At 63.0% G+C, this 15966-nt stretch carries 17 protein-coding genes; 11 read left to right on the top strand and 6 right to left on the bottom strand.

Annotated features, from left to right (window positions below; all coding sequences use genetic code 11):
• Window positions 1-41: 41 nt before the first annotated feature.
• A complete protein-coding gene (locus H0485_RS19300; protein ID WP_226937548.1) occupies window positions 42-944 on the bottom strand; it encodes a hydrogen peroxide-inducible genes activator in 903 nt (300 codons plus the stop codon).
• Window positions 945-1048: 104 nt separating this feature from the next.
• On the opposite strand from H0485_RS19300, the gene H0485_RS19305 reads away from it, so the two are divergent.
• The 9 genes from H0485_RS19305 to H0485_RS19350 all read left to right on the top strand — a co-directional run bounded on the left by H0485_RS19305 (window position 1049) and on the right by H0485_RS19350 (window position 11233).
• Window positions 1049-1687, top strand: a complete 639-nt coding sequence (locus tag H0485_RS19305) for a peroxiredoxin (RefSeq protein WP_066816245.1) — start codon at window positions 1049-1051, stop codon at window positions 1685-1687.
• A gap of 62 nt (window positions 1688-1749) precedes the next feature.
• On the top strand, window positions 1750-3093 hold the full coding sequence (gene blh / locus H0485_RS19315) for a bifunctional sulfur transferase/dioxygenase Blh (protein WP_198838858.1): 1344 nt from the start codon (window positions 1750-1752) through the stop codon (window positions 3091-3093).
• Between the two features lie 385 nt (window positions 3094-3478).
• Window positions 3479-5140: a thiol reductant ABC exporter subunit CydD gene (gene cydD, locus H0485_RS19320; protein ID WP_226937549.1), complete on the top strand. Its 1662-nt coding sequence runs from the start codon at window positions 3479-3481 to the stop codon at window positions 5138-5140.
• Window positions 5137-6825, top strand: a complete 1689-nt coding sequence (locus H0485_RS19325) for an amino acid ABC transporter ATP-binding/permease protein (protein ID WP_226937550.1) — start codon at window positions 5137-5139, stop codon at window positions 6823-6825. The genes cydD and H0485_RS19325 overlap by 4 nt, the downstream gene beginning before the upstream one ends.
• 55 nt (window positions 6826-6880) lie before the next feature.
• Entirely contained in the window at window positions 6881-8458 is a 1578-nt protein-coding gene (locus tag H0485_RS19330) for a cytochrome ubiquinol oxidase subunit I (protein ID WP_226937551.1), read from the top strand.
• Window positions 8459-8462: 4 nt separating this feature from the next.
• Window positions 8463-9614 carry a cytochrome d ubiquinol oxidase subunit II gene (cydB, locus tag H0485_RS19335; RefSeq protein WP_226937552.1) on the top strand — a complete coding sequence of 384 codons (1152 nt, stop codon included), beginning with the start codon at window positions 8463-8465 and terminating at the stop codon, window positions 9612-9614.
• Window positions 9615-9626: 12 nt separating this feature from the next.
• A complete protein-coding gene (gene cydX / locus H0485_RS19340; protein ID WP_226937553.1) occupies window positions 9627-9767 on the top strand; it encodes a cytochrome bd-I oxidase subunit CydX in 141 nt (46 codons plus the stop codon).
• Between the two features lie 255 nt (window positions 9768-10022).
• Window positions 10023-10952, top strand: a complete 930-nt coding sequence (locus tag H0485_RS19345) for an SDR family NAD(P)-dependent oxidoreductase (protein ID WP_226937554.1) — start codon at window positions 10023-10025, stop codon at window positions 10950-10952.
• A gap of 164 nt (window positions 10953-11116) precedes the next feature.
• On the top strand, window positions 11117-11233 hold the full coding sequence (locus H0485_RS19350; RefSeq protein ID WP_226937555.1) for a YbaN family protein: 117 nt from the start codon (window positions 11117-11119) through the stop codon (window positions 11231-11233).
• A gap of 185 nt (window positions 11234-11418) precedes the next feature.
• Here H0485_RS19350 and H0485_RS19355 read toward each other — a convergent pair whose 3' ends face one another.
• From H0485_RS19355 to H0485_RS19370, 4 genes are read right to left on the bottom strand one after another with little or no spacing between them, the layout of a single operon-like run.
• Window positions 11419-12111 (bottom strand): ABC transporter ATP-binding protein, encoded by a 693-nt coding sequence (locus H0485_RS19355; protein WP_108129973.1) that lies wholly within the window; start codon window positions 12109-12111, stop codon window positions 11419-11421.
• Between the two features lie 3 nt (window positions 12112-12114).
• On the bottom strand, window positions 12115-13248 hold the full coding sequence (locus H0485_RS19360) for an ABC transporter permease (protein WP_226937556.1): 1134 nt from the start codon (window positions 13246-13248) through the stop codon (window positions 12115-12117).
• Entirely contained in the window at window positions 13245-14390 is a 1146-nt protein-coding gene (locus H0485_RS19365; protein ID WP_226937557.1) for an efflux RND transporter periplasmic adaptor subunit, read from the bottom strand. The genes H0485_RS19360 and H0485_RS19365 overlap by 4 nt, the downstream gene beginning before the upstream one ends.
• Window positions 14391-14393: 3 nt before the next feature.
• Entirely contained in the window at window positions 14394-14882 is a 489-nt protein-coding gene (locus H0485_RS19370; RefSeq protein WP_226937558.1) for a cytochrome b, read from the bottom strand.
• Between the two features lie 80 nt (window positions 14883-14962).
• On the opposite strand from H0485_RS19370, the gene H0485_RS19375 reads away from it, so the two are divergent.
• Both H0485_RS19375 and H0485_RS19380 read left to right on the top strand, forming a co-directional pair.
• On the top strand, window positions 14963-15571 hold the full coding sequence (locus H0485_RS19375) for a TetR/AcrR family transcriptional regulator (RefSeq protein WP_226937559.1): 609 nt from the start codon (window positions 14963-14965) through the stop codon (window positions 15569-15571).
• Complete coding sequence (locus H0485_RS19380; protein WP_226937560.1) at window positions 15568-15756, top strand: hypothetical protein; 189 nt, start codon at window positions 15568-15570, stop codon at window positions 15754-15756. Before H0485_RS19375 ends, H0485_RS19380 begins: the two co-directional genes overlap by 4 nt.
• Here the strand turns inward: H0485_RS19380 and H0485_RS19385 are convergent.
• On the bottom strand, window positions 15757-15966 hold a 210-nt coding region (locus tag H0485_RS19385; RefSeq protein WP_226937561.1), incomplete at its 5' end, for a DDE-type integrase/transposase/recombinase.

A 15966-nucleotide genomic window follows, 5' to 3' on the forward strand; every position in this document is an offset into this window, starting at 1 on the left:
CCAAAGACACCCGTGCCGCAGCACCCGCGACAGCAGGAATTTCAGGCCGCGGCCGTTTCCTCGCGCACATCGCGAAGCAGGGCCGCCATCTGCCGGAAGACTTCCGTGTGCGGCGATCCAGGACGCCAGGCCAGCACCACCTGGCGCGGACATGCGCCGGGCAGCGGCAAGAGTGCGACACCATGCCCCCGCGTCGCCCCGGCATCCACCGCCAGCTGAGGCAAAAGCGTGATGCCCAGCCCCTCCTCGACCATCGAAACAAGGGTCGGCAGGCTGGTCGCGGCAAATGTTTCATCGGCGTGGAGCGCGATCCCCGGAAAAGCCGAGAGCGCGTGGCGCTGCAGACAATGGCCCCGCTCAAGCAACAACAGCGGCGTGCGGGACAGATCTTCAGGCTCTGCCTGACCCTTGGCCGCCAGCGCATGTTTCTCACTGACAGCCAGTTGGTATCCATCCTGAAACAACAGCTCAACCACCGCATCGCCCAGATCATGGGGAAGCGCGACCAGAATCAGGTCAAGCCGTCCCTCGGCCAGCCCGGCGGCAAGGCTGTCGGTCAGTTCCTCACGCAGGAATATCCGCAGATCAGGCCAGCGGCGGCGGATCGCGGGCAAGGCGCGGGGCAGCAGGAATGGCCCCAGCGTCGGGATCGCCCCCAGACGGACCTCCCCCTGAAAGGCGCCGCTGTGCTGGCGCGCCGCAGCCTCGATATCCTTGACCTCTGCCAGTATCCGGCGGGCACGCGCGGCAATATCTTCGCCCGCTGGGGTCAGCATGACCGATTGCCGTGTGCGCTCGGCCAGCACAACACCAAGGCGCCCCTCAAGTTCCTTCAACCCGGTCGAAAGCGTCGGCTGCGTCACGTTGCAGACCTCGGCCGCGCGCGAGAAGTTCAGCGTATCGGCAAGCGCGGTCAGAAAGCGAAGCTGGCGAAGGCTGGGCATGTTATTGAAAATCCCGATTACGCTTAGTCATATAATCAATTTCATATATATGTGTAAACCTACTACCTCTTGGTCATCGCAAACACGAACCCAGAGGTTTCCAGATGACCGACGCCCCCGCCCTGCCGCGGCTGAATGAACCGGCCCCCGATTTCGACGCGCCGACCACCCATGGCCGCAAGAAGCTGGCCGATTTCCGCGGGAAATGGCTGGTGCTGTTCTCGCACCCGGCGGATTTCACCCCGGTCTGCACCACCGAATTCATCGGCTTCGCAAAATTGCAGGAACAGTTCGCCGCGATCGACACGCAACTGATCGGCCTGTCGATCGACAGCACCCACTCGCACATCGCCTGGACGCGCAACATCAAGCAGAATTTCGGCACCGAAATCGGCTTTCCGATCATTGCCGATCTCAGCATGAAGGTCGCCCATGACTATGGCATGATCATGCCAGGCGCTTCGGACACGGCTGCGGTGCGGGCCACATTCGTGATCGACCCTGAGGGCGTGCTGCGTGCGATGCTCTACTATCCGATGAATGCGGGCCGGTCTGTGGCGGAAATCCATCGCCTCGTCGTCGCCCTGCAGACGGCCGACACCAATGCCTGCGCCATGCCCGAAGCCTGGGTACCCGGCCAGCCGGTCATCGTGCCGCCCCCGAAAACCCCGGAAGAGGCCGAAGCGCGCGCCGCCGAGGGTTACAATACGGTCGACTGGTATTTCTCGACCCGCACTCTCTGAACATCAAGGCAGGGGTATCATGCCCCTTCCCTACCTGATCTGCGCTGCGAAAGTCCGCCTTCATGACACCGATCCGTATCACAGACAGCTTCTTCATCACCGGCCAGATCCGGGCTGCGGATATGCCCCAGCTTGCCGCGATGGGGTTTGTCGCCATTCTCAACAACCGCCCCGATGGAGAGGAAGCTGACCAGCCCGATCATGAAACCATGCGTCAGGCGGCGGCGGCCGTCGGCATGGGTTATCTCTGGCTGCCGGTGACCGGCTCCACCATCAATGGCGAGGTGGTGGAGACGTTTCGCTCCATGCTCGACGCCGCTTCGGGACCGGTACTCGCGCATTGCCGCTCCGGCGCGCGGTCCTTCACCCTTTGGGCCATCGGCGAGGTGCTGGTCGGTCGGATGAGCTCCGAAGACCTGGCCGAGTTCGCGCAGGTCAGGGGATGCGACGCAAGCGCAGCGCTGAACTGGCTCGTGCATGATGCCCAGGCAAAGGGCCAAACTCTTCCACGAAAGGAACCTCAGATGTCCAGCAAACCCGAAGTGACCGGTTTCTTCGATCCGCGCACCTGGTCGGTGCAATATGTCGTGGCCGACCCGGCAACGAAGGACTGCGCGATCATCGACCCGGTCTATGACTACGACGAGAAATCCGGCCAGACCGGAACGCAACACGCCGACGAGATCCTGCGCTTCGTCTCTGACAAAGGCTATCGCGTGCAATGGATCCTCGACACCCACCCCCATGCCGATCATTTTTCTGCCGCGCAATACCTGAAGGAAAAGACCGGCGCGCCCACCGCCATCGGCGAGAAGGTGGTCGAGGTGCAGAAGCTATGGAAAGGCTTCTACAACTGGCCGGATTTCCCCGAGGACGGTCGCCAGTGGGACAGGCTCTTTGCCGATGGCGATACGTTCATGGTCGGGACGATTCCTGCGCGTATCATGTTTTCGCCCGGGCATACGCTGGCCTCGATCACCTATGTGATCGGTGACGCTGCATTTGTCCACGATACGCTATTCCAGCCTGACAGCGGCACGGCACGGGCCGATTTTCCCGGTGGAAATTCGAAGGTCCTGTGGGACTCGATTCAGGCGATCCTCGCCTTGCCTGACAAGACCCGCATCTTCACTGGTCATGACTATCAACCCGGCGGGCGGGAACCACAGTGGGAGTCGACCGTGGCCGAACAGAAGGCCGAGAATATCCATATGGCGAAATACCGGACCGAGGCAGAATTCGTAGCCGTTCGCGATGCGCGCGATGCAACCCTGCCGATGCCGAAGCTGATCCTGCATGCTTTGCAGGTGAACATGAACGGTGGCCGATTGCCCGAACCGGAGTCCAATGGCAGGCGATATATCAAGCTGCCGCTCGACGTGCTGACCGGCGCGAATTGGGGGTAGATCATCCCTGTAAAGCAACACCGCCAAGACCCGCCGCCGTTTTGAATAGCTGCGGAGTTGATCACTCCGCAGCTATAGAATGCCGTTGCGCGCGGTCTGGAATACTCGGGGAGGAATTTCGAACCGGACCCGGAAGATCTGAAAGCAAATTCACTCCAGCGCCAGATTACCAGTCCTGATTGCAATTCCTGCCGCCGCGCGATTCGGGCCGACAACATGCCGCGCGTCACCCTGCCACGTCGCCGTGGCGGGTCAGAACGATACCTTGTCGCCTTGATCCTTGAAATGATCAGCCCGCATCCACTATTACACTTTCAAAAGTGCATGGTGACAGACCGCGCCTTGCCAAAGAAACGAGATGCCCCGTCAAACCCGAAATGACCATATGGCACAGAAGGCAGACCGGCCCGATATACTGGACCTTTTGCCGACGATGGCCGCGCTGGTATGGCTACCTCAGGCGGCCTTGCTTGCCGTTGCGATTGCTGCGGTGGCGAGGGGCGCGGTGCTGGCGGAGATCGCGGGATTCGCCGCCCTTGCGGCATTTCTCGGTATCTTGCGGGCGCTGATCTCCTCCGCCAGTGAGCGTGCAAGCTTTCTCAGGGCGCGCGAGGCGGTGACGGCCCTGCGCAATGCAGCCGTTCTGGCTCTGGCGTCGCGCTCTCCTCTGGATGCCGCGCGCACGGCTTCGGGCGAGGCCGCCAGCATGATCGCCGAACAGGCCGAAAGCATCACGCCATGGCTCGCGCGGTTCGGGCCGACACGCATCAAGGCGGTCGTCATCCCTTTGGCGATTTTCCTGACAATCCTGCCGCTCTCCTGGGCGGCAGCGCTGGTCCTTCTGATCGCATTGCCAGTGATCCCGGTCTTCATGGCGCTGATCGGCTGGCGCGCGCAGGCGGCCAGCAAGGTGCAACTGGTCGAGGTCGGCGCGATGAACGCCTTTCTGCTGGACCGGTTGCGCGGGCTGGCCACGATCCGGGGGCTGGGCGCGGTTGATCGGATGGCGGAACGCGTCGGGGAGGAAGCGCAATCCCTGCGGCTCCGCACAATGGCAGTGCTGCGCATCGCCTTCATGACCTCGGCGGTGCTCGAGCTTTTCGCCGCACTCGGTGTCGCCATGGTCGCGGTCTATGTCGGCTTTCACCTGCTGGGGGACCTGGATTTCGGCGCCTGGGGCGGCAAGCTCGGGCTGGCGCAGGGCATGTTCATCCTGCTGCTGGCGCCTGCGTTTTTCGAGCCGATGCGCGAATTGTCGGCTATCTGGCATGACAGGGCGGCGGGCCAGGCGGCGCATGAAAACCTGTTGCGGCTGGCGCAGGAAGGCCACCGGCTGCCCGAGGCCGGGCAAGTCTCCGCTCCGGTTCCCGCAGACAGGCTTGCGATCAGCCCGGCGATTGTTGTCAGGGGCCTGACCTTTGACCACACCGGACCCGACCTCCTTTTCCCGGAGGGGCTGGGCTTTACCGTCAACCACGGCGAACATGTCGCCCTTCTCGGGCCCAGCGGGGCTGGCAAGACCACGATCCTGTCGTTGATCGCGGGGCTGGCGATGCCGAAAGCCGGCCGGATCGAGGTTTTCGGGCAGGAGCTGCGCCCCGAGACCGTCCTGCCCCTGCGCGCGCGGATGGCATGGATCGGGCAGAACCCGCATATCTTCGCCGGATCGCTTGCCGCCAATGTCACCCTGGGCCGCAGCGGCATTGATGATGATACCATCGCCCGCGCATTGGCCGCGCTGCGGCTGGACCATGTGGCGCGCGCGCGCGGAAGCGCCCCGATCGGCGAAGGTGGCGCCGGTCTTTCGGGTGGCGAAGCCCTGCGGCTGGCCCTGGCAAGGATCGCCGTCACGCCGCAGGCGGAGCTGATCCTTGCGGATGAACCCACCGCCCACCTTGATCCCGTCACCGCGGGCAAGATCACCGACGCCCTGCTACGGCTTGCGCGGGGGCGTACTCTGATTGTCGCAACCCATGACCCGCGCCTCGCCGCGCGATTGGATCGCAGCATCTGTCTGGCCCCTCTGGCAGGGAGGGCAGCGGCATGAAGCGCGTCCTGAATGATTTCCGGCCCTTCCTTGGCCTGTTCTGCGCGAGTACCGGCCGGAAACTGCTGGGAGGTGCCGCGCTGGCCGCCCTGACCGGGCTGATGGGCATGGCGCTTCTGGGCCTGTCGGGCTGGTTCATCACCGCGACCGCGCTTGCGGGGCTGGTGCCCGCCACGGCCTGGGCCTTCGATGTCTTCATGCCCTCGGCAGCGATCCGGCTCTTTGCGCTTGGCCGCACGGCGGCGCGCTATGGCGAAAGGCTGGTGACCCATGATGCAACGCTCGGCCTGCTGGCCGCGTTGCGCGGGCGGCTCTTTCGCGGCTGGTCGGCGCCGGGCGCGGCAAGGGCACTGGCGATGCGCCCGGCCCGCCTGCTGTTTCGGCTGACCGCCGATGTCGATGCGCTCGATACTGTTTATCTGCGCGTGCTGGTGCCGCTTGGCACCACCCTCGTGGCGACGCTGGCTGCGGGGATCGCACTGGCCTTCATCAGCCCGGCTCTGGGGGTCGCGGTCTTTGCGGTGCTGATGCTGACCGGAACTTTCGTCGCGGGGATCACTGCGCGCAGCGCCACCCCCGCAACCCTGCGCCGCGCCGCCCGGATCGAGACCTTGCGGGCGCGCGTCATCGACCTTGCCAGCGGCCAGACCGACCTGCTGATGGCGGGACGGATCCCTGCGCAAAGGGCCGCGCTGGCAGAGGTGGACGCAAGGCTTGCCGCCGACGACCACCGCCTCAACCGGATCGAGGCTCGGGCAGGTCTGGCCCATGGCCTGCTTGCGGCGGTGTTGCCTGCGCTGGTGCTGGTGGCGGCGGCAGCAATCGCCGCCGGGGGGCATATCGGCGCACCGGGTGTCGCGCTTGCCCTCCTCATCACCATGGCCGCAACCGAGCCTTTTGCCGCCCTGCGGCGCGGCGCGCTGGATTTTGCGCGCGCCCGTCTTGCCGCAAGACGCACCGGGCCTGCGCTACTCTGCGCCGCCTTTCCTGTCGGCGCCGAACCCGCCCCCGGTCTCGCAGCGGAATTGCATCACGTCACGCTGCGCCACGATGCGGCCCTTGCGCCGATCCTGCGGGATCTGTCGCTTTCGGTCCGGGAGGGCGAGCATATCGCGCTGATCGGGCCAAGCGGTGTCGGCAAGACCAGCGTGATCCAGTGCCTTGCCGGTGATCTGCCGCCCACGGCGGGAAGTGTCCGCGTCACCGCCACTGCGCGGCTGACACAGCGCACCGAACTGTTCCGTGACGGCCTGCGCGAAAATCTTCGCCTCGGCGCCCCCATGGCAAGCGACGCGCAGATGATGGCAGTTCTGGCGCAGGCCGGGCTGGAAAGCATCATCCATGCGCTCCCTAGTGGCCTCGACACAGAACTCGGCGATGGCGGCCAGGGTCTGTCGGGGGGACAGGCGCGGCGGCTGACCCTTGCCCGGCTGATGCTGCGCGATGTGCCGCTCTGGCTTCTGGACGAGCCGACCGAGGGGCTGGACGGAGAGACCGCCCGCGATGTTCTGGCCCGGCTGCGCCATGCCGCAGGCAATCGCGCCACGATCACCGCCACCCATATCCGACGCGAAGCGGAAGATGCCGACCGCCTGCTGATCCTGGGGGATGGCGGGATCAAGGCCAGCCATATCCGGGGCAGCCCGGGATTTGAGGCCGCATTGAACGACCTGCGCCCTGACTGAACCGCCCATCATGGGCAAAACAGCTCCATCCACCCGCAGACGCAAAGGCAGCAAGATGGAATTCGACGTTGTAACCCTGTCGCGGCTTCAGTTCGCTTTGACCGCGCTTTACCATTTTCTCTTCGTGCCCCTCACTCTTGGCCTTTCCGTGCTGCTGGCGGCGATGGAGACAGTCTATGTGATGACGGGCCGCCCGATCTGGCGCCAGATGACCAAATTCTGGGGCACATTGTTCGGGATCAATTTCGTGCTGGGCGTCGCCACCGGCATCGTGATGGAATTCCAGTTCGGCATGAACTGGAGCTATTACAGCCATTATGTCGGCGATATCTTCGGCGCGCCGCTCGCCATCGAAGGGCTGATGGCCTTCTTCCTTGAGGCCACCTTCGTCGGGCTGTTCTTTTTCGGCTGGGACAAGATGTCGAAGGTCGGGCATCTCTTCGCCACCTATGCCGTGGCGATCGGCTCGAACTTCTCTGCCTTGTGGATCCTGATCGCCAATGGCTGGATGCAGCATCCAGTGGGCGCGACATTCAACCCCGACACCATGCGGATGGAAGTGACCGATTTCTTCGAGGTGCTCTTCAACCCGGTCGCCCAGGCCCGCTTTGTCCATACCGTCTCGGCGGGCTATCTGACCGCCTCGGTCTTCGTTCTGGGCGTCTCGGCCTGGTATCTGCTGAAGGGGCGGCACATCGCCATCGCCAAACGCTCGATGACCATCGCGGCCTCGTTCGGCCTGCTGGCCTCGGTCTCGGTCGTGGTTCTGGGGGATGAGGGCGGCTATCTGGCCTCGGAACACCAGAAGATGAAACTCGCCGCCATCGAGGGCATGTGGAAGACCGAGCCGGCGCCGGCCTCCTTCACCCTGTTCGGCATTCCCGACATGGAGGAGCGCACGACCCATTATGCGGTCCACATCCCCTGGGTCATGGGGCTGATCGGGACCCGTTCGCTGACGACCGAAATCCCCGGCATCGAGGAGTTGGAAGCCCATGCCGAAACCCGGATCCGCAACGGCATCCTTGCCTATGATGCGCTGCAGGATTACCGGGCCGCGCCCTCGCGCGAGGCAGTGCCTCCCGAGGCCGTCACGGCCTTCGACGAACACGGCCACGATCTCGGCTATGCGCTGCTTTTGACGAAGTATGTCGAGGATCCGCGCGAGGCGACTGAGGCGCAGATCAAGGCCGCAGCGTGGGATACGGTGCCGCATGTGCCAACGCTGTTCTGGTCCTTCCGCCTCATGGTCGCGATCGGCTTCTTCAACGTCGCGTTGATGGGCTTTTTCGTGGTGCTTTCGGCGCGCCGCAAGCTGGGCGTCAGCCGCTGGCCGCTGAAGATCGCGGTGGCCTCGCTGGCGCTGCCATGGATCGCCGCCGAACTCGGCTGGATCACCGCCGAATTCGGGCGCCAACCCTGGGCGGTCGAGGGCGTTCTGCCCACGGTCGCCGCTGTTTCCGAACTGACCGTGCCGACTCTTTGGCTGACCATCATCGGCTTCACGCTGATCTATTCAGTGCTGATCGTGATCGAGGTCCGGCTGATGCTGGAGGCGATCCGCAAGGGGCCGCAGCCCGATCACGACCCGGAAATGCCACTCGCCCCGAAAACACTCGTTGCAGCGGAGTAAGGCCATGATCCTGCACACCCTTATCGACTATGACATCCTGCGCGTGATCTGGTGGCTGCTGCTTGGCGTGCTGCTGATCGGCTTTGCCGTGATGGACGGCTTCGACCTTGGCGTGGGAATGCTCTTGCCCTTCGCCGGCAAGACTGACCTGGAACGGCGCATCGTCATCAACACCATCGGCCCGGTCTGGGAGGGCAACCAGGTCTGGCTGATCCTCGGCGGCGGGGCGATCTTTGCCGCCTGGCCGCCGCTTTATGCGGTCAGTTTCTCGGGCTTCTACCTTGCGATGTTTGCTATCCTCGCCGCGCTGATCCTGCGCCCGGTCGGGTTCAAGTATCGCTCGAAACGCGAAGGCGCACGCTGGCGGAGGAACTGGGACTGGGCGCTGTTCGTAGGTGGCTTCGTCCCGGCGCTGATCTTCGGTGTCGCTGTCGGCAATGTGCTGCAAGGGGTGCCGTTCCGGCTCGGCTCCGACCTGCGGATCTTCTATGACGGCAGCTTCTTCGGCCTCCTGAACCCCTTCGCGCTGCTGTGCGGCCTGTTGTCGGTCGCCATGCTGGCGATGCACGGGGCGAACTGGCTGGTGCTGAAATCCTCGGGGCCGGTTGCGGCGCGGGCGCGGTCCTTCGCCCGGATCGCGGCCCTTGCCACCATCGGGCTCTATGCACTTGGCGGGTTGGCCCTTTGGCTCTTTGTCGATGGTTACCGCATCACCAGCGTGATCGACCCGTCCGGCCCGTCCAACCCGCTGGCAAAAACCGTCGAGACCTCGGCAGGCGGCTGGTTTGCGAACTACGCCACCCATCCCTGGATGCTGCTGGCCCCCGCCCTTGGCTTCGTCGGCGCGCTTCTGGTGCTGTGGGGGCTGCGCTCGGGACGCGAGATCGGAACGCTGTTGTTCTCGAAGCTTTCGATCTTCGGGATCATCTCGTCGGTCGGGCTGTCGATGTTTCCGTTCATCCTGCCCTCGACGGTGCAGCGGGGGGCCAGCCTGACAGTCTGGGACGCATCCTCCAGCCATCTGACGCTCTTCATCATGCTCTTTGTCACCGTGATCTTCCTGCCTCTGATCGCCGCCTACACAGCCTGGGCCTACAAACTGCTCTGGGGCAAGGTCGAGGAAGACGACATCACAGGCGGCGGTCACGCCTACTGAAAGGGAACAGAAATGTGGTATTTTGCCTGGATCCTCGGTCTGCCGCTCGCAGTCTGCTTCGCGGTTCTGAACGCAATGTGGTACGAAATGCTGGAAGACGACGATCAACACAGCCAAGCGAAATCGGTTTCCCCCAATCAAAGCCAATCCTAGGTTGGAACCGATGCACCGTTTCTATCTAAAAAGCACAGTCATGATTTGCGGCGCAATGAAAACAACTCTCTCTCGTTCGGATCTCATCTGCGCACATCTCAGCAGAAAACTCGACTAGCGCATCCCCCTAAACGCGTGGAGGACCACCGATCCAGGCGATCCACAATCAGGTGAGAAAGATATGCTCAGGCGCATGCAAACAGTGGTGGCACGCAATATTTGCGTCACCGCAACCCAATTAATGGAGAAGTCTACATGGGTAAGCTAAACGATAAAGTTGTTGTGGTGACCGGCTCGGTCTCTGCGATCCCGGGATATGATTCGATTGGGTCGGCAACGGTTCGCGAAGCTCTGGCAGAAGGGGCTGCGGGAGTCGTCATCTCCGATATCAACGACGAACTGGGCGAAGCCTTCGCGAAAAGCCTGAACGAACAATACGGCACCGGACGGGCGCTCTATGTCCATACTGATGTAAGAGACCCGAAAGATGTCGAAAAGCTGTTCGACATCACCGAAAAGACCTATGGCCGCGTCGATGCTGTTATGGCCAATGCCGGGGTGGCAACGGCCGAGGACTTCGACAAGGATCCGGAAGCTGTCCTGAAATCCCGTAAGTTCATTCAAAGCATCAATGAGGACGGAGTTTTCCACACCGCCCTCTACGGTTCGCGTCTGATGATCAAGCACGGGACGAAAGGCTCCATTGTGCTGGTATCCAGTATTCACGGTGTCGTCGGTCGCCCCAAGGTCGTGAACCCGGACACGGGCGATGTGCTAATCGATCGCTTCAACTTGATTCAATACACGATGGGCAAGCATGGCGTCGTCGGCCTGTCGAAGGCCTTGGCTCTTCAACTGGCGGAATATGGCATTCGCGTTAATACGGTGAACCCGGGCTATATCATGACCCCCCTGTTTCAGGCTGCGGTCAATGCCGATAAGGGCGAGTTGGCAAAAGAGAAGACGCTGGCAACAGATGCTTTCGACTTCACCCAACTGGCGGCACTGCACCCGCTCTGCAACGACCCGGTAGAACAGGCCGATATCGTTCCACGGGGCAAGTTTGGTGGTCGCATGGGCGTTCCTGTCGAAATTGCCAAGCCCGCAGTCTTCCTGATGTCGGACGAATCTTCCTTTGTTACAGGCCAGAAGCTTGTAATTGACGGGGGGTATACGGCAGGCTGAGATCGCCTTGTGGGAGGCTCCCACACTGGCTCGCTGCATCGCCGGGGGCGAAGTCGCCTTCGCCCGGGTGCGCGCGCTGGTGACCGAACATCTGAGATGACCATGTCCCCCGGCACGACCGCTGTCACCGCAGGTCGGGCGAGCTTACTCGTGCCGGGGTTCTCATGGTCGCGCGCGGCTTCATCGGGGCCTTCCTGCCACTGATGTCGACTACGATCTTCCTGATCCTTGCCACAGGCTGCTTTGCTCAGTCGGGTATCTGGAATGCCATCACAAGGTGATCAAACCGGCAAACCCTGCCAACGACAATACATGATTAATCACAACTATTTGAAAATATTGCGCCCCGGGACACGGCCCTCTTAAGCTTCGCTTAATCCCTGCAAGTACGATCCGGGTTCGTGAGGTCTATCGCGATTATCGCGCATCTCCGATTCATCTGTTTATGCTTGACTGTCCTTAGGCACTACTCATCTGCCAATTTTCCGTCGCGCAGATGGATAAGCCGATCGAAGCGGTCGAAGATTTTCTCGTCATGGGTGACCGTAAGGATGCAGGCTTCCTGTTCGGCGGCAAGCTTTCGCAGCAGGTCCATGACCAATTGTGCGCGTTTGCTGTCCAATGCCGCGGTCGGCTCGTCCGCAAGGATGATCCGCGGGCGGTTGGCCAGCGCGCGTGCGATGGCAACCCGCTGCGCCTCGCCCCCTGACAGCAGTGCGGGCTTGACCGGGGCGCGGTGGCCGACCTCGAGATAATCGAGAAGCTCTTTTGCCCGCTCCTTTCCCTTTTCGGGCGCCCAACCGGCAAGGTCGAGGACGAGGGATACATTTTCTGCCGCCGTCAGGAAGGGCAGCAGGTTGTGCGCTTGAAAGATGAAGCCAATCTTGTCCAGCCGCAGGCGGCGCAGATCGCTGCGCAGCCATTTGCCGTCAAAGACCGGATCACCGTCCAGCACCACGCGGCCCGAGGACGGGTCAAGGATGCAGCCGATGATGTTCAAAAGCGTCGTCTTGCCAGACCCCGACGGCCCTAGAAGTGCGATCACCTCGCCTGCACGCACCTGCAGGTCAACCTGGCGGAGGGCATCGACGCGGGTTTCGCCATCGCCATAGTGCTTGGCCACGGCCTGCACATCGACCAGAATATCACCGATCGCCATGGCTCAGCCTCCCAGCGCGGTGGCGGGGTCCACCTTCATGGCCGCGCGCACGCCCAGACCGCTGGCGGCCAGACAGACCACGACGATGATCCCGGCCAGAACGGCCACGTTGAACGGCTCCAGCACGACGCGGCGCGGAAAGACATCTTTGACCAGCAGGATCAGGATCAGACCGATGCCCCAACCTGCGGTCCCAAGGATCAGCGATTGCTGCACGATCAGCCCGATGATGGTGCGGTCGGGGGCGCCGATCAGTTTCAGCGTGGCGATCTGCTTCAGCTTTTCCATGGTCATGGTGTAGATGATCAGCGCGATCACCACGGCCGACACCGCCAGCAGGATACCCAGAAACAGCCCGATCTGACGCCGCGCCTTGTCCACGACCGAGGCCAGCAGGATATTTTCCTGTTCGATCTGGCTAAGGGCCGCCAGATGCTTCCATTGCCGCAAGGTTGCTGTCAGCAAATCGACATCCGCGCCGGGGGTGATGCGCACGATTACCGCCGCCACCGAGGCCGACTTGACCGCCCCCGCCCCGCGCGCGGCCTGCACCCGTTGATCTGCCGGAGCAAGTTCCGTTTGCAGCGCCATCGCATCGGCAAGCGTCATATAGACCGCCGGATCGCCGCCCGAGTTCATCGCCCCTTCGACCAGCCCGACCACGGTAAAGCGGTTGCGGCCAAGGCGGATGGTATCACCCAGCACAAGGCCGGTCTTGCGGTCGGCCACCAGTTCGAAATGGCTGGTGCCGATGCCGCGCCCTTCAGCGATGACCTGCGGGCCACCCGGTCGCCCCGGCTCATACCCAACGACGTAGAGCCGCAAGGTCCGGTCAAGAAACGGGGCCTCCACGGTCTGGTAATTGATGGCACCCGCTTCGGCCACGCCGGGCATGCGCGCCACGGTATTGCGGCTGTCGGCGGGAATGGAGGAGGCTTCGGCGAAAGGCCCCTTGGTGCCCGCCTCGACCACCCAGACATCCGCTGCGGGGGCCTCGACCACCGCCAGCGCATCAGCCACAAGGCCATTGTAGATGCCGATCATCGCCAGAACGACCGTCATCAGCAGGCCCAAGCCAAAGCAGGTCAGCACAAAGCGGAACAGCCCATGCCGGATGTCTTTCAGCGCCAGATTCATGGCGCGTCCCCGATCCGGGCCAGTCTGCCTTCGTCGGCGCCTTTCGGCGGCATGGCGACAATCGCGGCACCCTCGGGCAGGCCGCCTGTCACCTCGACCCGGCCCCGGTCGTCGCGTGCGCCAAAGGTCAGCTCGGCGCGGCGCAACCGACCATCCTGCACCAGCCAGACTATGCCGCGAAAGCCGTCAAAGCCGGTGATCGCCACCTCGGGCACCATCAGCGCGTTGTCGCGTATGCCGGTCAGGATGCGTACTTCGGCCTGTTCGCCAAGGAACATCGCTTCGGGGCAGTCGGAACAGGTCAGCCAGACGCGGCGCTCTTCGTTCACGCGGTCACTTTCCAGCCCGATCCGGGCGACGGTGCCGTGAAACTCGGCCGCGGGCTGTGACCGCAGGCGGATGACGCCCTCTTGGCCAAGCGCCAGTTGGCCGGCGCGTTCTTCGTCGATGAAGGCCTGAACCCAGACGGTTGCGGGATCAACCAGTATAAAGATCGGATCTCCGGCCTTGACCACCGTGCCCGGCTCGACATTGCGGGCCACAATAACCGCATCATAGGGTGCGACCAGCCGGTGATGGGCGAGCAAGGTTTGTTCCAGTTGCAAGGCGGCCGCCGCATCTGCGCCCTGCGCGCTGATCACGGCCAGATCGGCTTCGGCCAAGGCCAGTTCGGCCCGCGCCACATCCTCGTCGCGCTGTGCCTCCTCGGCTCGCTGGATAGAGGCGACGTCCTGCCGCGCAAGTTCCTTCTGTCGATCGTTCGCGGCAATGCGCTGTGCCAGAACTGCCTGCGCCCGCGCCACTGCGGCATCGGCCTTGGCCTGACCGGCGGCATTTGCCGCAACCGCTGCCTGCGCCCGCGCAACGCGCGCTATCTGCTCAGCCGGATGCAAGGCGGCCAGTTCCTGTCCGGCCTTGACCGCATCCCCTGCATCTGCCGACACCGACACCAATGCCGCGCCAACTTCGAACCCGACGCGCGTCAGGATCCGGGCCTCGACGGAACCTAGACCGTAAAGGCGCAAGGGCACCCCGGTTTCAGCCACGACAACCGTCACAGTCAGGGGCCGTTCGGTCAGAAACCAGCCCGCCGCCGCCAGCCCAACCAGTGCAACCGCGCCAAGGATCCAGGTTCTGCGCATCGCTCAGCCCTCGGCCCGGCGCATGCGGTTGATCAGGCCATCTTTCAGCACAAAGTGGTGATACAGCGAGCCCACAAAATGCAGCGCAACCAGTGCCAGCAGCACGATCTTCAGCACGTTGTGCCCTTGCGCAGCCAGATCGACGCCGCCGAACCAGGCCATCGACCCGCTGAGCGGCATCAGAATCATCAGCGCGTAAAGCCCGACATGCGCGGCCTTTGCCAAGGCGCGCTGCATCGCATTGTCGCCGACCATGGCGGGCGCGCCGCGCCGTGCCCGGATCGACAGCCGCCACAGCGCAAACAGCATGACCAGCGCTCCGCCTGCGACATGGGCCAGAACCAGCGGATTGAAGGCGATTTCCATCCCCTTTGCCGCAGCGTCCCACGCGGCGGCGATGGCATCCTTGAACAGATATTGCTGCACGATCAGCAGGGCCACGCCCCAGTGAAGCGCGATCTGAAGGCGGGTGTATCCTTTGGGGCTTGGCATGGCGGTCCTCTCGCTCTGGCGAATCAGCTTGCAAGCCTTGCAAATTATGTTAGTAATTACTTACTTACAAGAGATGCTCAATGTTACGTCGCAAATCAGCCGAGGATCGCAAGACCGAAATCATTGCCGCCGTTCTGGACTTGGCCGACCGTATCGGCCCGGACCGGCTGACGACCAATGACATCGCGCAAGAGGTCGGCGTGACCCAAGCCGCGATATTCCGGCATTTCCCGACAAAGGCGGAGCTTTGGGCCGCGGTCGGGGACGCTATCGCGGATCGGCTGGAATGCGCGTGGCAACAGGCTGTGACGAACAGCGAAAGCCCGCAGGCACGGCTAAGGGCGCTGATCGCCGCACAGTTGCAGCAGATCGGGGAAACCCCCGCGCTTCCGGCCATTTTGCATTCCCGCGAATTGAACGTGGACAATGCCGCCCTGCGCGACCGGTTTCGTGGGGTTCTGATGCAGTATCAGGCGCATCTGGTGGCAAACCTGCATGCCATGGCCCAAGCCGGGATGATGGGTGCGGGCGTTCAGCCAAAGGATGCCGCCGTGCTTCTGACCTCGCTTGTTCAGGGCATTGCCATCCGGTGGAGCCTTGGCTCGCGCAGCTTTGACATCGTGCCCGAGGGGATGCGCCTGCTGGAGGTGCAACTGGTTCTGTTTGCCCGCAAGGAGATGCAGACATGAAAACGCATCACATCGCCGGTGTAGCGGCCATAGCCTTTGGGTTGTTGACGCTGATATCGGGTGGATCGGCCCTGTTCGGCTTGGTCGACATGGGGGCCGTCGTGCCCTTTGTCTTGTGGTTCAACTTCCTCGGGTTGTGTCGCAAATTTCCGAACAGGCTGAAAGGATCTGATCGCTGGACATAGTTATGCCGCGAGCCCCGCAAAGATCTGGAACGCCGAGGCACCGTTAGCCGGGATCTGTGCCTTGCGGATCATGTGAGCGGTCTCGATCCCGGCGACTGTGGCGATGGCCGAATGGAATGCCTTGAAGCCCATCATTGGCCGCGTGATCCGCTTGATGAAGCGATGGTCCTGCTCAAGAATGTTGTTGAGGTACTTGACCTGCCGGATTTC

Source organism: Pseudogemmobacter faecipullorum, assembly GCF_020539525.1.
Lineage (GTDB): Bacteria > Pseudomonadota > Alphaproteobacteria > Rhodobacterales > Rhodobacteraceae > Pseudogemmobacter > Pseudogemmobacter faecipullorum.